The 19,734-nt window shown below is 55.4% G+C and carries 11 protein-coding genes; 7 read left to right on the top strand and 4 right to left on the bottom strand.

Annotation, left to right across the window (positions count from 1 at the left end):
- The first annotated feature begins 145 nt into the window (after window positions 1-145).
- From IDH45_RS27745 to mqnC, 6 genes are all read left to right on the top strand, one after another.
- Entirely contained in the window at window positions 146-1,300 is a 1,155-nt protein-coding gene (locus IDH45_RS27745; protein WP_190931404.1) for an aminotransferase class I/II-fold pyridoxal phosphate-dependent enzyme, read from the top strand.
- Window positions 1,301-1,438: 138 nt separating this feature from the next.
- Window positions 1,439-2,803: an EAL domain-containing protein gene (locus IDH45_RS27740; protein WP_190931403.1), complete on the top strand. Its 1,365-nt coding sequence runs from the start codon at window positions 1,439-1,441 to the stop codon at window positions 2,801-2,803.
- A gap of 131 nt (window positions 2,804-2,934) precedes the next feature.
- Complete coding sequence (locus IDH45_RS27735; protein ID WP_190931402.1) at window positions 2,935-4,323, top strand: extracellular solute-binding protein; 1,389 nt, start codon at window positions 2,935-2,937, stop codon at window positions 4,321-4,323.
- Window positions 4,324-4,592: 269 nt separating this feature from the next.
- Window positions 4,593-5,585, top strand: coding sequence for a hydroxyacid dehydrogenase (locus IDH45_RS27730; RefSeq protein ID WP_190931401.1), 993 nt, complete (start codon window positions 4,593-4,595; stop codon window positions 5,583-5,585).
- A gap of 263 nt (window positions 5,586-5,848) precedes the next feature.
- On the top strand, window positions 5,849-7,468 hold the full coding sequence (locus IDH45_RS27725; RefSeq protein WP_190931400.1) for a type 2 periplasmic-binding domain-containing protein: 1,620 nt from the start codon (window positions 5,849-5,851) through the stop codon (window positions 7,466-7,468).
- 206 nt (window positions 7,469-7,674) lie between these two features.
- Complete coding sequence (gene mqnC / locus IDH45_RS27720) at window positions 7,675-8,814, top strand: cyclic dehypoxanthinyl futalosine synthase (protein WP_190931399.1); 1,140 nt, start codon at window positions 7,675-7,677, stop codon at window positions 8,812-8,814.
- Window positions 8,815-9,736: 922 nt separating this feature from the next.
- Here the strand turns inward: mqnC and IDH45_RS27715 are convergent.
- The 3 genes from IDH45_RS27715 to IDH45_RS27705 form a co-directional block, all read right to left on the bottom strand.
- Window positions 9,737-11,623: a DUF4838 domain-containing protein gene (locus tag IDH45_RS27715; protein WP_190931398.1), complete on the bottom strand. Its 1,887-nt coding sequence runs from the start codon at window positions 11,621-11,623 to the stop codon at window positions 9,737-9,739.
- 100 nt (window positions 11,624-11,723) lie between these two features.
- On the bottom strand, window positions 11,724-13,676 hold the full coding sequence (locus tag IDH45_RS27710; RefSeq protein ID WP_190931397.1) for an alpha/beta hydrolase: 1,953 nt from the start codon (window positions 13,674-13,676) through the stop codon (window positions 11,724-11,726).
- 406 nt (window positions 13,677-14,082) lie between these two features.
- On the bottom strand, window positions 14,083-15,420 hold the full coding sequence (locus tag IDH45_RS27705) for an ABC transporter substrate-binding protein (RefSeq protein ID WP_190931396.1): 1,338 nt from the start codon (window positions 15,418-15,420) through the stop codon (window positions 14,083-14,085).
- Between the two features lie 146 nt (window positions 15,421-15,566).
- Here IDH45_RS27705 and IDH45_RS27700 point away from each other — a divergent pair, with 146 nt between their 5' ends.
- Window positions 15,567-17,834 carry a helix-turn-helix domain-containing protein gene (locus IDH45_RS27700; RefSeq protein WP_190931395.1) on the top strand — a complete coding sequence of 756 codons (2,268 nt, stop codon included), beginning with the start codon at window positions 15,567-15,569 and terminating at the stop codon, window positions 17,832-17,834.
- An 84-nt stretch (window positions 17,835-17,918) separates the two neighbouring features.
- Here IDH45_RS27700 and IDH45_RS27695 read toward each other — a convergent pair whose 3' ends face one another.
- A complete protein-coding gene (locus IDH45_RS27695; RefSeq protein WP_190931394.1) occupies window positions 17,919-19,535 on the bottom strand; it encodes an extracellular solute-binding protein in 1,617 nt (538 codons plus the stop codon).
- Between the last annotated feature and the right edge of the window lie 199 nt (window positions 19,536-19,734).

The following is a 19,734-nucleotide window of genomic DNA, read 5'->3' as shown; positions in this document are numbered from 1 at the left end:
CGGAACAATTAAGGAAGTAAGCCTCGCCGGCTTGCCATATAGCTGTGCCGCAACAGACGGGCGCGAACGAGACGGAACTGGGCCCCCCCCGGAACCGCCTCTCTTTTGCCCATAATTCCCATTATGCCTAGGAGGATAATAGAGTATGAAAATAGAAAGCGTTTTGGCTCAAATCGGCTCGTTGTCGGAGCCTGGAACCGGTGCCGTCAGCTTCCCGATTTATCAGGCGACCGCGTTCCGCCACCCGCGTCTGGGACAAAGCACGGGCTTTGACTACTCGCGTTCGAAAAACCCGACCCGGGCCGTGCTGGAGCAAGCGATCGCGGAGCTGGAGCAGGGAGACGCCGGCTTTGCCTGTTCCAGCGGGATGGCTGCGCTGCAAACCGTATTCGCCTTGTTCAGCCAAGGCGACCATCTGATCGTATCGCTCGACCTGTACGGAGGTACATACCGGCTCATCGAGAAGGTGATGGGACGGTTCGGCGTGACCGCTACCTATGTGGATACGAACGATCTGGATGCGCTGGAAAGCGCCAGCCGGCCGAATACGAAGGCGGTGCTGATCGAGACCCCGACCAATCCGCTTATGATGATTACCGATCTGGAGAAAGTGTGCGGCTGGGCGAAAGCCAAAGGGTATATCGCGATCGTCGACAATACGCTGCTTACGCCGTTTTTCCAGCGGCCGATCGAGCTTGGGGCGGATATTATCGTACACAGCGCGACCAAATATTTGGGTGGGCACAATGACGTGCTGGCCGGTCTGATCGTCACCAAGGGCAAGGAGCTGTCCGAGCAAGTGGCGTTCCTGCATAACTCGATCGGGGCGGTGCTCAACCCGCAGGATTCGTGGCTGCTCATGCGCGGCATGAAGACGCTGGCGCTCCGGATGGAGCGTCATCAATACAACGCGACGAAGATCGCCGAGTTTTTGCAGGCTCATCCGATGGTCGAGCAGGTGTACTACCCGGCTTTGCCGTCGCATCCCGGCTATGAAGTTCAAAGCAGACAGTCCAGCGGCAATACCGGCATTTTCTCGTTCCGGATGAAGGATGCCCGGACGATCGAGCCGATTTTGCGCCATATCCGGCTGATCGCTTTCGCGGAAAGTCTGGGCGGAGTCGAGTCGCTGATGACATACCCGGCCGTGCAGACCCATGCGGACATTCCCGAAGAAATCCGCAGGCAAGTCGGCGTGGACGACCGGCTTCTCCGCTTCTCTGTGGGCATCGAGCATGTGGACGACTTGATCGGGGATTTGTCGAACGCGTTCGATGTGGCTCAGGCCGAGCTTGTGTAAATTGTAAACCGGAGGGGCCCGTGGATCGGGCTCCTTTTTTGGTCCGGTTACGGCCTGTATTTCGCCGAAATTGTGTGGTAATATGTCAGTATTGTACCCATAGACCGGTATTTTGCGATCAACCTTTTGGGGGTTCCCATGGCCTTCGTGCACAATGTTAAGCAGCATCTCAAAGCCGCACTCCGTCTGCCGCTGCCCGACCGGCTGTTGAAATATTTCCCCCCGTCATTCACCGTCAGGGACCCGGTATTGTCGCTGGTAAGCGGAGCCCGCCGCAAAAACAAAAGGTGTGCGCTGATCCTCGTGAAGCTTGAAGGCGCCCTACCGATTCTGGAGACGGTATCCACCGAGTGGTTCCGCACTTTGCAGCAAGCCGTCCAGCACACAATGATTACCGTTCTGCCGCTGTTTTTCCGGGAATCGGATATGATCGGCGCGAAGCATTGGCATGACGAGTTTCTGCTGTTCGTCCAGTTGTCGGATTCGGTTCAGCAAGACAGCTTGCTTAAAACAACCCGGCAGTTCCGGCTGGAACTGGAGCACCGGATCGGTTCGCTGTACGCGGCGGACGGCGCCTGGAACGGACGGATTCGTCTGGTAGCGGGTTGCATGTTACTTTCCCCGGATATCCCCGATACAGAAACGGCTGTGTCGACGGCCTACCAATACGCATCTTCGGCCGCAAGCGGACGTCTGCCGGAAGATTACGGCGCCACCCGTCTGCAACTGATCGCGCTGACCCGCGATGAGAATATTCGCGTGCTGGCGCAGCCGATTATGAATTTGGAGAACGGCGAAGTCTCCGGGTGGGAGTTTTTGACGCGCGGACCGCGCGATACGCCTTTTCATTCCCCGGGCGATCTGTTTGAGTACGCCCATCAGGCCGGACTTCTTCCCAGGCTGGAGCAGCTTGTGTTCAAAAAGGTGTTTCAGGAACTGACGCGCAGAGCGCTGAAGGAAACGGTTTTTCTGAACATTACGGCCGTCTCGCTGGGCCAGCGCGCCTTTCTGGACGCTCTGCTGCTCACGCTGGAACAGTATCCGGCAGTCCGGCCCGGACAGATCGTGCTGGAGATTACCGAACGATATAAAGTTCAGGACTACGACCATCTCTCCGGCCTGGTGCGGGAGTACCGGGCGCTCGGATTCCGGTTTGCCGTGGACGACGCGGGAACGGGGTTTTCCAGTTTACAGTCGATTTCTGAGATTATTCCTGATATGATCAAGATCGACCGTTCGCTGATCCGCGACATCGATACGGTGGCTGTCAAGCAAGTGATGCTGCGTACGATCCTGTACATGGCGGAGCATATTAACTGTCAAGTTATAGCGGAGGGCGTAGAGCGGCAGGAAGAAGCTCACGTTCTGTTCAAGCATAGGGTTGGGATGGGACAAGGCTACTATTTTGCCAAGCCGGCTCCGCTTCAGCACGATTCGGAGCAGCTTCACCTGCAGCGGCTGAAGGAGAAAATCATGACCCAGCGTCAAGTGAGCAGCGCCTGACCTTAACGTCCGACAGGGCAACGGCATAGTCCCCGGATTCCATGGGAGGCGTACTCAGCAAGCCTAACTTCATGGAGACGGGGTTTTTCTTTTTAGGATTTATGTAAAAACTTGGAAAGGATGGGGTGGGTATGGCGAGTAGGCCTAGCCGGGCCACACTTTCGAAACGGATGGACGATATGGTGCGAACGATCCGCGACGATATCGTATCCGGCAAACTGAACGTGGGCGATTTTTTGCCGTCGGAGCGGGAGCTCGGCAAAGTGTACTGCATCAGCAACAAATCGGTTCGCCAATGTCTCGATGCTCTCGTGTCCGAAGGCCTGATCGAGAAAATTCCGAAGGTTGGCAACCGGATCGCCGGCGTATCGGACGGCAACTCCGTAACGATTCGTTTCGGCTGCCACCAGACGACGATCGAAGAAGCCGATCTGGGCACCCTGATCTCCAAATTCCACAAGCTGTATCCGCGTATCCGGGTTCAGCCGATGATGCTGGAACATTATGTGAGTATCCGCCAATCGCTTGAGAGCGGGATTATGGATGTCGTCACGGTGAATATTCCGAATTTTAACGAGATGATCGAGCATGACGCCTTGCATTTGCTGGAAGACCAGCGGCCCAGCGGCGACATCTACCCGTATCTGAACAAAGCGTTTACGCATGAAGGACAGCAATCCGTGCAGCCGTTCCTGTTCTCCCCGGTCGTATTGTGCTATAACCGGAAGCATTTTCAGGAAAGTCAGCTGCATGAGCCCGACAGCAGCTGGACCTGGGACGATTTGAAGCAGGCCGCGGCGAAGCTGTCGGTTCCCAGCGAACGTTACGGTTTTTACTTCTTCCTGCTGTCCTGCAACCGTTGGCCGGTATTTCTGCTCCAGAGCGGGATGCGGCTGCCGCCCGAAGACGAACCGATCCGGCTGTACGGCTCGCCTTGGATGGAGGCGCTTCGGTTGTGCCGGGACACGCTGCTCAGTCAGACGAACCTTCCGTTTTTCTACGAGGAGGCGGATGCGGAGAAGCTGTTCCTGCAGCAGAAGGTGTCGATGATCATGACGACCTATTTCGGCTTGAACGAGCTGAGGAAAGCCGACTTCGAATACGACATCGCTCCGGTTCCATCCTTCGAAAATCCGAAAACGCTGCTCGTCTCGATCGGTCTCGGGATCAACGCCAAGTCCGAGCAGAAGGAAGCGGCCCAGACCTTTATCGACTTTATGACCTCTTACCAGGCCCAACTGTCGATCCGCCAGCGGACGCTCAGCATCCCGGCCTTGAAGCCTGCCGCCGAGTGGATGGGACTGGAGACGATGTACCGGCCGATCAGGTATCCGATGCACCGCGATATTGTGCCGACCTACAGGATGTACACCGATCTGAACGTAACGTTCGAGATGCTGGTGACGATCATCAACGAGATGAAGCTGTACTGGTCGGGACTCGAATCCGAGCAGGCGGCTTGCGCCAAAATTGACGTAGCCCTGGAAGAGCTGCGCCGAAAAAAACGGCAGGAAGCATAAACAACCGGTCCTCGATCAGGCCGGTTTTTTTGCGGGCCAAAAGCGGCGTAAAGCGCCAGGCGACAACGTTCGACAGTCTGCATTCACTAAAACAATCGGAATAATAAGAGACACATTCTAACTTCTAATTCGAATTTTGTGAGTTACAAATAAGTTACAATCACACTTGGAAGCGATTTATTTCTTGACAAAGTCGTTTTTGATCCGTTATCATGAAGTTATTCAGAGTTAGTTGTGAGTCAAAAAAGACATTAGAAAGCGGGAACAGCATGAATCGAATTGCCTTGTTGCCCGGTGCCGACGTCTGGGAAAGTATTGTAACTGAAAAATACTTAAACCAGCTTCGTCAAATGGGAGAACTCGTCGTCAATACGCTTCCCGGCGCGCCCTCGAAGGAACGAGTTGCCGAATTGATCCGCGAAGCGGACTTTGCGATCACGTCCTGGGGATGCCCCGCCTTTGATGCCGATGTTCTGCGAGACGCTGGACGTCTGAAGCTGGTAGCTCATGCGGCCGGTACCGTGAAAGGAATTGTAACCCCGGAGCTGATCGAACGCGGCATACGCGTCAGCAGCGCCAATGATGCGCTCGGAGTCGGCGTAGCGGAAACCGCGCTCGCGCTTACGATCACATCGCTCAAGCGGATGTGGGAGCTCTCCCAAAGTACCCGGGAAGGGACTTGGGAGGAAGGCAAGGAGCATATCCGGGAAATGTTCGATATTACGATCGGCGTCGTAGGCGCCGGTAAAGCCGGAAGGCATTATATTCGTCTGCTTCAACAGTTCGAGGTCGATATCGTCCTGTTCGATCCGATCGTGTCCGTCCAGGAAGCCGTAGAGCTGGGCTGCCGCAAGGTCGAATTCGAAGAGCTGCTGGCAGTATCCGACGTCATCTCGATCCATGCTCCGTCGATCCCGGAGACGAACCATATGTTCAATGCGAAGGCGTTCTCGATTATGAAAGACGATGCGGTTCTGATTAACACTGCACGCGGGAGCCTCGTTCACGAATACGAGTTGGCGGCCGAACTGGCCAAAGGGCGCTTCACGGCATGCATCGACGTCACCGAACCGGAGCCGCCGAGTCTGGACCACCCGTTCCGCAAGCTGCCGAACGTCATCTTGATCCCGCATATCGCTGGCGCGGTCAACAATGGCAAGCAGCGTATGGCGAGACACGCCGTCGAAGAAATTCGGCGCTTTATCGCCGGTCTGCCGCTCGAAGGCGAAGTGAACCTGCAGAACCTTCACGTCATTGCCTAGTTTTCCCAGCGTGACAGGAATTGATCTTGATCCTGTCAACGCTTTACAATTCAAGTGGAAGCGTTTGCTGGCCGAATGCCAAGGAAACTAGTGGAGAATTCTATTCAGGAGGTGAGGCGAGACCGTCGATCACGGAATGGGCCTAACGGCCGGAAACCGTCTGAATTTGAATGAATGGGCACGATGAAGGGGATCAGTCGCCAACGTTTTTTACAAAATACCGGAGCTGCTGCGGCATCATATCGGAGGAGGAATTCCATTCCATGAAAACTTTGAAAGTATTAGGGGCGGTCGTAATCGCCAGCACGATGGTGCTTACCGCTTGCGGTGCAAAAGAAGAGCAGAAGCCTGCTGCCGGCGGGGATAACGGATCGGCTGGCAACGCGAATAACAACCAGAAGCTGGATCTTCGTTGGTTCCTGTTCGCGCCTGCAACGGCGAACTTGCCTTCGGCCGACAAAGACTTCGTCAAGAAAACGATCGAAGAGAAGTTCAACGTCAATCTGAAAGTAGAATATTTGCCGTTCGGTACGGACTATGATACGAAAATCAACGTTATCATGACCGGCGGAGATCATCCGGACATGTTCCTGGCTAACGGCGCAGCGAGCCAAAAGTTCGCGGTTGACGGATTGCTGGCGGATCAGAGCAAATTCGTAACCAAGCAAACGATGCCGAACTATTTCAAATGGATCACGGAAGACGAAATTAAAAACTACCAGTTGAAGGGCATCACGCATTCCCGTTCGCCAATGCCGTTCCAACGCGGAACGTATGGTTCGTTCTACATCCGGAAAGACTGGCTCGACAAGTTCGGCCTGCAGCTTCCGAAGTCGTATGACGAGCTGATGACGGCGATGAAGAAGTTCTCGCACGAAGATCCGGACGGCAACGGCAAGAAGGATACGTACGGATTCAGCGCGGCTGCTGCCGGCAACCGGATTCCGCTTGACTTCCCGGCCTGGATCAAAAACGGACTTGTAGCCGACTTTATGATCGACGAGAAAAACCTGGAATTCGTAGAAGTACAAAGCGATGCGAAGGTACAGCAGGTTATTACGGACATTAAAGAAATGATCGCAGCAGGCGTAGTCGATCCGGACTGGTTCGTTAACAAAACGCCTCAGCATTTCGACAAAGCGGCTCAAGGCAAAGTCGGCGTATTTTTCTCGACGGACCGCAACATCGCATTGGACTCCGTTCCTACCAGTGTTCAAACCCGTACGAAGCTGATCGATCCGAAAGCCGATTGGCAGCCGATCTTCCCGTTCAAGGATCAGCCGTACGGCTGGAAGCAAGGTACGCCAGGGGGAGCAAGCCCGTTCCTGTTCTCGAAAGCTGTAGCCGACAAAAACCCGGAAAAAGTTCAACGCTCCGTTCAAATTCTCGACTGGCTCGCCAGCGAAGAAGGCTACCTGATGACCCACTACGGTCAAGAAGGCAAGCATTATAAGAAAGAAGGCAAGAAAATTACGATCGACCCGGCTGCTTATGAAGCCGACGTTACGAAAAACGGAAACTTCCTGGACATCTGGAGATTCTTCACGAACTTCGACGATCCGACGGTTCATGGCCTCGAAATCATCGATCCGCGCGTATCCGACCGCGACCGCGCCGTTCTCAAGTTCGTTCAAGACATTCCGAAGCATAAGGGAGAGCCTGTAACGCTGGCTCCGCCGCAAGGTATGAACATCGGCGACTATCGTAAGGAAATGGCTCGTCTGCAAATGGTATCCCTGATGGACGACAAAGACGCATCGAACTGGCCGAAATACCGGGAAGAACTGATGACCAAGTACAAAGGGAAAGAGATCTTCCAAGCGTATGTCGACCAAGTCAACGGAGTAAGGCCGGCTGACAAGCAATTGAAGCCGTTCAAATAAAAAAAGTGTGTTTTGATTCGAAACGTGCTTTGCAAAGCTATCCAAACCCATAACCCATGCAAGGAGGCCGTCCCGATCCGGGGCGGCTTCTTTGCGTCGTAAGCCGCGTTTTCGCGTCCGCACCTGTCGATGAATTGCCAAGTTTCATTCTGTTTTTCCGGTGGGCGATATGGTACGATAGAATTACATGCGAAGGAGTGATTAGGATGAGCCGGATCGACCGCATATTAGACAAGGTGCTGGCGGGGGGACGACTGGATTTGGAGGATGGGCTCGCGCTGTACGACTCCGACGAGATCGAGAAGATGGGCGCTGCCGCCAACCAGATCATGCTGAGATTTCATCCGGATCCGGTTGCGACGTTTGTGATCGGGCGGAACGTTAACTATACGAACATTTGCGATGTATACTGCCGGTTTTGCGCGTTTTACCGGGCGCCTGGCTCCAAGGAAGGCTACGTCCTGCCGGACGAGACGATCTTCCAGAAAATTCAGGAGACGATCGACGTCGGGGGAACGGAAATATTGATGCAGGGCGGCACGAATCCGAATTTGCCGTTCAGCTATTATACGAATATTTTAAAGGAAATCAAGAAACGGTTCCCGGATATTACGATGCATTCCTTCTCTCCGGCCGAGATTTGGAAGATGAAGGAGGTTTCCGAAGGCTTGTCGCTGGAGGAAGTTGTCCGTCAAATTCACGAAGCCGGTCTCGACTCGCTGCCGGGCGGCGGAGCGGAGATTCTGGACGACCGGACGCGCCGCAAGATCAGCCGTCTGAAGGGCAGCTGGACTGAATGGATGGACGTCATGCGCACGGCGCACAAGATCGGAATGAACACGACGGCTACGATGGTCATCGGATTCGGGGAATCGATGGAAGAGCGCGTGCTGCACATGCTGCGCGTCCGCGAAGCCCAGGACGAATGCATTAATAATAAATACCCGTCGCCGGGCTTCCTGGCGTTCATCTCGTGGACGTTCCAGCCGGACAACACGAACCTGAAAGCCGAGAAGCTGGGAGCCGACGCGTACTTGAAAAACGTGGCGATCAGCCGCCTGATGCTCGACAACATCCCGAACTTCCAATCGTCGTGGGTAACGATGGGGCCGGAGGTCGGCAAGCAGTCGCTCCATTTCGGCTGCAACGATTTCGGCAGCACGATGATCGAGGAGAACGTCGTATCGGCCGCAGGCACGACGCACAAGGTCAACATCGGCTCGACGCTCGACCTCATTCGCCAAGCGGGCAAAATCCCGGCGCAGCGCAATACGAAGTATGAGATTTTGTGCGTGTTCGACGATGCGGATGCGAAGGTTGAGAACGATTTTGTAATGCAGAACTAGGGTTGGGGATTTGGGCGATTTCGATGAAAGAGGTAAATATTTCATAAGTAGATTAACGGGTATGTACTACAGTTAATTGACGGTAGTAGCTACAACGCTTGTCTGTATTAATCTCCCTGGAGGGATTAGTAGGGGCAAGCGTTTTAGTGTTTGGAGGAGATGATAGGGGGCTATGAAGCGTTATAGAACCGGATACTTCGGGAAGTAAAGAAGCAGGCATACCATTCCGGCTCTACATTTAATAGATCTAAGCGAAGGAAGGTCCCCTTTTTTACTTGTCTTATTACAAGTGACGCAGTTTGCCTATCGGGAATGGAATGGCTGTTAGGCTTTCTGCCCTGCTTCAAGCGGAGACAGGGACCCGAATAGGAGCGGTTTGTACCCGTTATTTTGTCCAAAATCCTATTGGGTAGGGATATAAGAGCGGTTCGGAGCTGCTAATTATGCGAAATGGGTGAAGAAACCATTAGTGGGTTGAAATAAGAGGTGCAAACCGCCTTTATTTGCTTTGATTTTGGGAAAAGGCCGAAAATAAAGGGTTCTAGAGACTCTTATTGTGTCATTGAGCCCGCGCGGTTTCTTCCAGCGCGTGAGCGAAACACTTGCTGTTCGCAAGGAACGGTGTTTACAGGCCGGGCTTCAACTGGAAGTCGATTTGTTACGACAAAACGTCAGCAGCAAGCCGCTGGATTGCAATCTCATTCCTTCTCACACGTTAACGGATGGATTAGCACGCCAAAGGACCATCTAAACGCTATTGCCAGGCGGTTTCACCAATAAATTCCTGCCTTTCGGCAGGAATTTATTTTACGGGTCCCTTCAACTTTTTGGCGACTTCTTGGACAGCCTCGCTTTACGCGGCACTTATTCCCGAAAATTCCTGCCACAAGGCAAGGAATTGGTGAGTAGCACGCTACCCACCTCACAAGCCGCGGAATTGTTCGTCCAGCTCGGCGCCGCTTGGGCCGCCGGCGCCGGGATTCGTTTGATCCCAGCCGGTCGTCCGGCTTAGTATCGTAGGAATGTTCCGCCGTTGCTCGGACGACAGAAGCGCGTCGTACGAGATGACGTGTCTGGCCGAGATTTCTTTCCGGTACCGGTCGAGTTCTTCGCTTTTCGCTATAAATTGCTCCCGCGTCGCTCCGTCCGGACGCGTCTTCTCATAGCCGTACCGGATCACCTCACGGGTCAGCTCCAGATGGTGCAGCCCTTCGCGCAAAAAGGCGATGCGCTGCTTCACTTCCTCTGCAGCGTCGTCCCTGTCGCCGGCTACAGCCTGATCGGCCCGGTCGAGTATGGCATAGGCTTCGCCGAGCACCGAGTCCGTATACAGGTACGGAAGCGTGTACCAGCCGCTGTTGAGCGGGGAGCCGGGAAGGTCATACTGCCTGACGACGGTTTCGAACCGGCCGTTCGGGTCCATCGTCACGCCGTTGCCGGCGGATACGTTGTAGGCCGTTTCCTCGGAGAAGCGCTCCCAGTAGCCGATATAGTCCCGAATGACCGGAGCAGCCTTCCCGAAGGCGGAGGCGTATTCCGCTATCACGTCGTCCACGGACAACTCGGGACGCGCCGACAGCCGGGCGATTAAGTAATAGTTAAGTCCCTGCGTCCCCCAGTACCCCATAATGCTGTCAAAGTCGAAGCCGATCATGCCGTGCTGCTGGGCGAACTTGAAATAGTTGCCGGTCGCATGCAGCATCAGATTCGGAGCGATCGCCCCCGAGTGCCACCAGTTCGGGCGCAGAAACAGCTTCGCCCCAGTATCGTGCCACCCCTGCCATTGCTCGTATGCCTGAAAGGTGTGCACAAAGCCGATCACCATGCCGTCCTTCAGCTTCAGGCCGTTGGGAGGCGGCTCCTTGTAGGAGCTGTAGGCGTAAGTCGAAAGTGTTACGTTAGGATTGAGGACCCGCATCTTGCCGAGCAGCCGGTTCCAAAACTTGACGTATCGCGCGGTAAGCTGGCCTTCGGCTTTCCAGATCGCGTCGATCGATTGCCCGGCCGGTTCGTCCATCGCGAGGCAATCTGCACTGATGCAGAAGCCGCTCCCGTCATTGGGAGACACGTTCCAATTGTCCGGCGATCCCGCCGCTTGCCATTCACGGATAATGACGTCATCGACCGCCTCTTTGCTGAGGTCCAGCTTGACCCGTTCGGAGAGGACCTGCTGCTGGCCGGCAGGCGGCTGTGCGAAGTATTCGGGATGCGCCTTCCCGTATTTGTCATACCACGCCGTGAAGGCATGACCGAAGGCAAACTGGCTGCGGCTCCCCATCAGATGGACGCCTAACCAGCGCTCGATCTCCGGCCCTTTCTCGATCGCCCGCAATCTCCGCTGTTCCGCCTCGGGCTGTCGGGTCACGTCCATGTCGGGCAGTTCCAGCGTGTCCCGGCGGGGGACGTACGTGCCGAGCTCGCCCGGCCACAAGTAACGGACACCGATCGATGCGTCGAGGAGATAACTTACCGCATACAAAATGGCGGCATGGCTCGCTCCCGTCAGGACGAGCCGGTTGTCTCTCACCGCGACCCGGTAAGCTTCCTGCTTCAGATCAACGGCACGTATGCCCGCCGCTTCCGTCATCGGGCCGGGCCCGACCAGGAGGCGGATATGGGACTCGGGTACGTCCAGACGTTCCAGTTCCTCCGCATCCACTACAGGTAGGTCCGCTCCGGTCGCCTTGCGAATCCGGCTGCGCAGCTCGTCGATCGCTTCCTTGCCGATCGCGCCATTTTGCCGGACGATGACCGCCCTAGGTTCCCCTTTGTATACCAAGTACAAGCTGTTCTCGTGGTCCTTAAGCATGATAACGCCTCCGATGCATGCAAGGAGGAATAAGAATAGCAGAATAGCCGACCAAGAAGGTTTGCGCATCCTTCCTTCCTCCTTTTTGAATTGTAACGCCTTATGTCCACCGTTCTATATCCGGCAAGTCGAAATACCGGAGCATACCGGGCATGATGATGCCTTCGCTGTCCAGCGGATCGTACTCACGCGAACGAACGAAGTCGGCGATACTGCTTATCCCGTTCACAGTTTCGACCTGCTTCAACCGGTCGTCCAGAATCGCGGCCAATGCTGCGTACATGCCGAACCGTCCGCCCGCATACAGCCGGATGTCGGGATTCTCTCCGCCGCTGAGCGACTCAACAAGATCGAGGGCGCGCACGACGTCGTACGTCCGCAGTGCGGCCAAGCTGTCATCCAGCCCATACAGATCGGTGGCAAACTTATGGATCGTGCCGAAAAAATCGTGCATGCCGCCGGCCGCCGTAACGCCGTTCGGCATAACGGCTCCATCGCCGGATACGTCGAGGACGAATACCGCCCGGCCGGCCTTGCACGTTTCGCGAATCCAGCGAAGACGTGGCCCGATGCTTTTCGTGCCGCGCGCCCACAGGCCGATCGTGACAGACGATGCCGGCCCCTCGCATTCGCTTGAACGGAATAGCAACCCATGATTGAACAGCGACGTCTGGCTCCACCACAGGATACGTTCGACGCTGAGCTCCTCGTCCAGCTTGCCGAGTACGGCCCTTCGCGGATTAAGCGGACAGGGCGATCGCCCGCCGTATACCCGCTCGCGCAGCCAGACGAGCGCCCGCTCCTTCCTTGCCGGCTCCGGCATCGCGGTTGAAGCTTCTTCCAGAAGGGCAAGCCGGCCGCAGTTCGCCTCATGGATGGCGCGCGCATCGCCTCTGTCGCCGCGCAGTTGCCCGCTTTTCGTGCACCCAAGCAGCTCCGGGGAAATCGGTTGTATCCCTTCCCACGAGCAAACGGGCGGCTTGCCCAGCAGATGTTTGCTGAAAAATACAGCCGCCGCTTTCGCCATAGGAGGCGAATACGTATGGACGCAGGCGTCTTCGAAATATTCCAGACCCGCTTCTCCGCAGCTGCCGTACATGTCCCAAAACCGTCTCGTCCGCTCAACCGTTCTGCGGGTTCCTTCGATTGGGAAGAAATCGTACTCTGCCGCCAAGACGAGCGCGGGACGCGGCGCCATAGCCATAAGCAGGTCTTCGTGATCGAAGCCAAGCTTCGCAAGGCCTGGCCATATTTGCTCCGCGTCTTGCGCCTGTCCCGCGTACATGTAGGATTCGCGATTCATAATGAAGGCAGCGGGCGCGGCAGCCGCGATGCGGGGGTCGCACAGCATCATCATGCTTGTCTGCATCCCGCCGCCGGAACAGCCGGTGACGCCGATTTTCGCCGGATCGACCTCCGGCCGCGTGCAGAGATAATCGACCGCGCGCATCGCGTCGTGAATGAAGTAGCGGGCCGAGCAGTCGCCGAGCGGCAAGCTTTGCCTGCCGGCGTATTCGTGCTCTCGCGTGGAGGCGGCAACCCTGGTGTCGCTCGTATCGCGGTCGTAATAGCTGAGCCGCTCGCCCTGGCCGATCGGATCGATCGTCAGCACGATCAGACCGGCGCGGACAAGATGCTGCGAGACGATCTGATACACGTCGCCCTGCTTAGCCAGAGGGTTGTGCCCGCACAAATGCAGCACCGCCGCGGAAGGCGCGCCGGTTCCCGCAGGAATGTACAAGTTTGCCGTCACCCAATGATTAGGCCGCGACTGGAATATTACCTTGTCGATCGTATAGCCGTCGCGCTGTAAAGTACCGGTAAGGAGCGGATCGAGCGGGCAATCGCTCGGCGGAAGACCGCCAAGCGATTGAATAAACGCGCTCCTCATCCGGCTTTTGCGCCGTTCTAGCTGCTCCAGCGTAACAACCTCGTCCCGGTCCCGGTCCCCCGCTGCGAAAGCTTCCGCCGAACGGCTGTAAACATGCCGCTTCAACTGATCTTTGACATCGTAGATGCCCAGCTTGCCATGTTCCAAGTCGGTTACCTTCATCGGAATTCCTCCCGTGTTTCAAGTAGCTGCAGCATTTCCTTTGATTTGGATAAGAGTGGTTTGCACCCTTTATTTTGTCTGAACCGAGCTTAGACAGGGAAATAAGAGCGGTTTGAAGCTTCTAAAATCCGCGAAAATGGTGCAGACTCCATTTGCTGATTGAAATAAGGGGTGCAAACCGCCTTTATTCGCTTCGGTTTTTCAAAAAGGCCGAAAATAGAGGGTGGCAGAGACTCTTATCTCGTTCTAAGGCCCATACGTAATACGCTTTTAGCAAGGGCGAACCCATTTTGCTCGCTAAAAAAGCTGCCTTCTTACACAGACCACAGAGTCATTCATCGCGTAGAACAAGCTTCGTTTAGAAGCTTTTCTTTTCTTATCTTTATAGAGAGTTTAAAAGCTTTTCTTATTTCTTCATCTCGCTCTCCACATATTTCTCCGCCTGCTCCTGCGCGCTGCGAATCGCGCTGTTCAGATCGGTTTCGCCCGTCACGAGCTTCAGTACATTCGGCGTCAGGAACGACAGTATTTTCGTATCGTAGATGCTTTTGTACGCCATTGGAGCGAAGTTGTTGTAATAGACGGCGCCCCAGTTTTTCCCTTTGTGCTGGCTTTCCGTGCCGATTGCTTTTTTGATCGTATCGTCATTCAGTACAGTCATATAACCTTGCTTGGAGAAGTTCATCTGCATCTCGGCCGACGTCATATATTTAATGACTTCCATCGCGGCGTCTTTATTTTTCGACGTTTTCGTGATCGCGAAGGTTTTCGGATTCGGCTGCGAGCCCAGCTTCGGCTTGTCTTTCAGGACCGGAAGCGAGACGAGGTCCCAATCGATGTCCTTGACGTGCTGAGGGCCGTCGAACGGAAACTGCGAGTTGAACACCATCATCGCCAGCTCCTGCGAGGCGGTCATCTCGGTGTAATACGGCACCTTTTTCTTCGTCGTGGCCCATTCCTTGTAGCCGGAAGTCGCCTGGTTCAGGAAATACGTCTCCAGCGCCAGCCGCCACCGTTCGTCGGTCAGCATCGGTTTCTTGCTCTGCGGGTCGTAGAGCGGCATCGAATACTGGCTCATATTGAGAATATGGGCGGGGGATGCCGAGTACCCCATATAGGAGACGCCGCCTTCGCTGCGGGTCAGTTTCCGGTTCAGCTCGCCGACCTCGTCCCACGTCATACCGTCTTTCGGATACGGAATGCCGAACTTATCGAAGATGCTTTTGTTGTAAAACATCACCTGTACCAGATTCGTCACCGGCAGGAAGTACAGTTTGCCGTCGCCCATCGTCTTGATCCCGTCGATTAGCGTCGATTCGAATTTACTGAGATCGACGCCGTGTTTCTTGATCAGCTCGGTCATATCGAACTTCATATCGAGCCCGAACAGCGGGTCCGGCATGCCGTTAATGCCTGCGATAATAATATCCACGTGCTGACCGGCTACGATGAGATCTTGCAGCGTCGTGCCTTTCGCCGCCTGAATATATTTGATCGTATAGTTGGGGAATTTTTGCTTAATGAAAGCGCCGTACGACTGGTTGAATACTTCCTCCGAAGCTCCGCCCTGATCTTGAATGACAAGCTCGACAGGCTCTTGGCTAACTTGATCTTCGACAGGCGGTTTGGCCGTCTCCTTGCCGCCGTTCCCGTTGCCTTCGCTCGTCGTATTGCCTCCGCACGCGGTCAGCAGACTTGCTCCTACCAGAACGCTGATCGCTGTCGTCCAACCCTTTTTACTCATGACTGGCACCCCTTATCGTTGTCGTCGAATGAATTCGTTCGGGAGGTCCCATTTCAGCCGTTGACCGGCATCGGGCCCGGACCCTATAATAAAATAGGATGGAAATCGATTACTACATCGCTTGAATACCGCTAGGAGGAACGCTTATGATAAACCGCTTCGTTCCGCTGTCGCTGAAGTGGAATTCCTTATTTGTCAGACTGCTTTCTTCCTTCCTGCTGCTGATCGTGCTGCTGCTTTCGTTTAATCTGTTCTCGTTCACTTTTTTCAAAACGAACGTTCACCGGGATATCGTCAGCTACAATATGCTGGGCTTGGCTAAATCGGTCGACAGCTACGAGAAGCATTTCAACCTGATCGAGTTTAATCTGATGCAGCTCGGCATGAGCCGGCCCGTTACGGCTTTGGGCAAAAGTCCGGACGTCTACAACTACACGCTGGCGGCCCAGGCGATCGAGCAAATGAAAACGCTAACTGGCAATCCGCTGTTGTTTCTGAACAATATTGTCATCTACAATCCCGACCGTTCTTACTTTCTGGAGAAAAACGGGACCGGCGGCATGCCGGATCTGTTCACGAAGCAATACGCGAGCGATCGTTACGGTGCGGATTTCTGGTCGCAACAATGGAAGAGCGGCAGTTCTGCGTTCCGCTTGTACCCTGCGGCCGGCTTTTATTCCACTTCGCCGATCAACGGCATCTCCGATAAAGGGATGCTGTTTCCCATCCTGATGAAATCCGGATCGTATGCGATTGTTGCTTTTCTCGACGCGGGAAAGCTGTTCGAACGGTTCCATGTCTCCCCGAACAATCAGCTCCTCATTCTGGGCCCGGACGGCCAGCCGTTGTTTCAGCACGGTGCGCCGTGGGAGATGAATACGCTTGCGCAGTCTTTCGGCTCCGGAGAAGGGCACGTGAAGAGCGGCGATAACTACTTGTTTTACAGAAAAGGCGCCGATACCGGCTTCACCTATATCAATATCGTTCCGTTCTCTCATATCGCGGGCCAAGTGTCCCGGCTTAACGTTGTGCTCGTTTCCGTTCTGGGGAGCGCGCTTCTTATCGGATTTTTCCTGGCGGTCGTGCTCAGTCTCAAGTTCAACAGTCCGATCCGCAAGATGATCTCCGGCTTTCAGAAATCGGGCTCTCCGCAGCCATCGAAGACTAATATTCGCGAGCTGGATTGGATCAGCGACAAAATATCCGATATCGTGCGTTCCGAGCGTGAAATCCGCACCGATCTCGTTCAGAAGAACGATCTGCTCAAATCGTACGGCTACTTGAGCAAGGTGAAAAACATGCATCAGCAAAGCCTGAACGAGCTGATCGACACTGATAAACCGTTCCGGCTGATCCTATTTCGGCTTACATTCACGGACCGGTTCGACGGGCTGTCCGCCGAAGAACGCGAGAAGGCGTCCTATTATATCCGGGAGCTGATCGCTCTGCAGCTCGGCGAAGGTTTCGCGGAATCGACCACGCTGCAAGTGGAACGCGACCAAGTGCTTACCCTCGTGAGCGGCGAAGTGGATACCGGCGAGATTCTGAACGTATTGAACCGCCTCAAGCATATCGCGGACCGGGACCAGACGTTTTTCCTGATGACGATAGCGGTTCCTCCGTTGTCATGCCGTCCCGGTGAATTCGCGTCGGCCTATGAGGAGGCCTGCCTCATGCTTCTGGAACGGCGGCTGGCCTGCGAGACGCAGATCGTCACGAAACGTTCGTCTGCCGTCCCCGATTTACTGATCGCTCCGGCAGACGATCAGGAACTGTCGATCCAGCTGCAGGCCGGCGAGCGGGACCGCGTCTTCGAACTGCTCGGCAAATGTATGCGCAGGCTGGAGGAGAAACATGCGAGCGCGCATCGGTTCGCTTTGTTCGGACAAGAAATATCGTCCAAGATCGAGAAAACGCTGCTGTTTTATCAGCTCGATACGAAAATTTTCATGGAGCGTCATTCGCCCTTCGACCGGATCGGGAAGTGTACCGGAATCGGCCAGTTGGAGCGCCTGCTCGCGGATATGACCGAGGAAGCCTGCATGCTGGTCCAGGAAAAGAAAGCGCGCCAGGACCCGGTGAAAGACTTCGTTCTGGAATACATCATGACGCACTACCGTCAGGATCTGTCGCTGGAGACGGTCGCCGATCAGTTGCAAATGTCGCGCAGTTATTTATCCACCTATTTCCGGGACAAAACCGGCATGACCTTCACCGATTACTTGAACGCGCTCCGGATGAGCAAGGCCAAGGAACTGCTCAGCTCCGGCGAAGACGTCCGGATTGGCGAAGTGGCGGGGGAGATCGGTTACCGGAACGTCAATTCATTTATCCGCATGTTCAAGAAAATATATGGCGTTACGCCGGGCGAATTTCGCCGGATCGCGCTGCAAGACCGGATCGGCCGAGGGTGAGCCCCTACAACTCCCAGCTTGCTTCTGTCGCTTCTGCCTGGAATCGGCAGTGCCTGCCTGCGGGGTGGGCCTTGTACACGGCGCTTACGGCGCCGGGGCGCCCCTGTAGCGGTCGTACTGCCGCTGCTTTGCCTCCAGAACGCGATTCAGACCCAGTGAGGCAACCGTAGCGTTGAACCGCTCCCAGTCGATCTGATCCGCTCCTGTAATGAAACGGGCCAAAGCCGATTCGACATAGGCGCGCAGCGGGGCGCCGTACAGCGCGTCCGTCTCTTTCTCCTCGGGAGTGGGAAGCGTCAGCGATATCGCCGGGATCAGATAGGGCTTCACTTTCTTGGCCAGCTCCGCGCCGACCGGATCGGATTCGAGCATCGCCTGCGGTTGAAACGACAGCGGTCCTTTGTCTGCGCGAATCCACGGCATCGTCGGCATCGCCCCTAACGATCGGAGCAGCCGGGTCAAGTCCAACCCGTCCGGATGGTTGGTCGCATATTCGGTAAACCGCGGCTTGCCGTCCGCCATCGTATAGCTGAGCCCTTCGACTCCGAAATTGACGATCCGGCTGCCTTCCTCGCTCGCATAGATGTAATCGAGCCAGCGGATCGCGAGTTCCTGATTCGGGCTGCTGCTCGATATGCCGAACCAGGAGCTGACCGGACCGTATATCTCATAAAATCCGCTGCCGTCCTTTGCTTTTGGCGGTGCGGTCATCACCCATTCCGCATGCGGATCGCCCGCCTGGCGATTGCCGAGTTCGTATTTGGGCCGCAGATTCAGGAAGCCGTTAAGCGCGCCTACACGTCCCGCCGATACCTCGGACAGAAACGAATCCATCGATTTCGTCAAAAAGTCCGGAGCCAGCAGCCCCTCGGCATACAAGTTGCGCCACCATTCCACCAGTTCTTTCGTTTCCGGCTCCAGCCACTCATACTTCACGGTGCCGTCCGCATCCGGGTAGAACCCGTCGCTATAAAACAGATGGCCGCCGACGGCGCTTCCGAACAGCTTCAACCCTTTCAGCCCCAAATCCGGCAGCAGCGGTATTTCGTCCTGAAGACCGTTGCCGTTCGGGTCGTTCTCCTTAAACGCTTTCAAGACGGCGTGCCATTCGTCCAGGGTGGACGGTTCCTGCAGCCCGAGCCGATCCAGCCAATCTTTGCGGATCATCAGTCCGTACGGATCGGTGTAGGCGACGCCGGTCACCACGGATGCAAGCGCATACAGTTTTCCGTCCGCAAGCCGCAGCTTTTTGTCGATTTCCGGATTATCCCGCAAGAAGGCGGCTATGTTGGGGGCATGTGCGGCGATCAGATCGTCCAGCGGAACGATCGTCCCCTTGCCGGCCAACGTGACCGGATCGCTGTCCGGGATATAGAAAATATCCGGCAAATCGGTGCCTTTCGACAGCCTCAACCGGATCGAATCGCCGAATTGTTCTCTGGGGAGCACTTCCCAATCAATTTGAACGCCGGTCCGTTTCTCGATTTCCTGCCATACCGGCAATTGATCCTTATAGCTGTTGCCCGTAAAGTAATTATCGTTGGTCGCCACCCGGAGGACGGGTTTTCCGCCGGACACCGGCCCGGGTGAAGTAATAACGTCTTCCGGTTGCTTGACCGGGGACTCTTGCCGGCAGCCTGATCCAACGGTCAGGACAGATGCGATAGCGATCGCCGCCGCGATCGTCCTTCTGCTTCTCATGGAATAGCCCCTTCCGATCGTTGAATATCCCGAAGGATGTTCAAAATCTGTTCTGCAAAGTCGTTCGCCTGGCTTGTAATTGTCCCTATCGTACAATAACCGGGGACGATTCGCGACTTCTTTTTCCTCCTTTCCTTCAACGACTATGCGAACTTCTTGGGCAGACAGGGCTCTCCGCTACGTCCGTACAAACGGACGA

This window comes from Paenibacillus oceani (assembly GCF_014705615.1).
GTDB classification, from domain to species: Bacteria; Bacillota; Bacilli; order Paenibacillales; family NBRC-103111; genus Paenibacillus_AB; species Paenibacillus_AB oceani.
This window is presented reverse-complemented; position numbering and strand designations above follow the sequence as displayed.

Bases quoted from the DNA above. Each gene is read 5' to 3' on its own strand.
- IDH45_RS27745 (WP_190931404.1), top strand. From the start codon at position 146: ATGAAAATAGAAAGCGTTTTGGCTCAAATCGGCTCGTTGTCGGAGCCT.
- IDH45_RS27740 (WP_190931403.1), top strand. From the start codon at position 1,439: ATGGCCTTCGTGCACAATGTTAAGCAGCATCTCAAAGCCGCACTCCGT.
- IDH45_RS27735 (WP_190931402.1), top strand. From the start codon at position 2,935: ATGGCGAGTAGGCCTAGCCGGGCCACACTTTCGAAACGGATGGACGAT.
- IDH45_RS27730 (WP_190931401.1), top strand. From the start codon at position 4,593: ATGAATCGAATTGCCTTGTTGCCCGGTGCCGACGTCTGGGAAAGTATT.
- IDH45_RS27725 (WP_190931400.1), top strand. From the start codon at position 5,849: ATGAAAACTTTGAAAGTATTAGGGGCGGTCGTAATCGCCAGCACGATG.
- mqnC (WP_190931399.1), top strand. From the start codon at position 7,675: ATGAGCCGGATCGACCGCATATTAGACAAGGTGCTGGCGGGGGGACGA.
- IDH45_RS27715 (WP_190931398.1), bottom strand. From the start codon at position 11,623: ATGCTTAAGGACCACGAGAACAGCTTGTACTTGGTATACAAAGGGGAA.
- IDH45_RS27710 (WP_190931397.1), bottom strand. From the start codon at position 13,676: ATGAAGGTAACCGACTTGGAACATGGCAAGCTGGGCATCTACGATGTC.
- IDH45_RS27705 (WP_190931396.1), bottom strand. From the start codon at position 15,420: ATGAGTAAAAAGGGTTGGACGACAGCGATCAGCGTTCTGGTAGGAGCA.
- IDH45_RS27700 (WP_190931395.1), top strand. From the start codon at position 15,567: ATGATAAACCGCTTCGTTCCGCTGTCGCTGAAGTGGAATTCCTTATTT.
- IDH45_RS27695 (WP_190931394.1), bottom strand. From the start codon at position 19,535: ATGAGAAGCAGAAGGACGATCGCGGCGGCGATCGCTATCGCATCTGTC.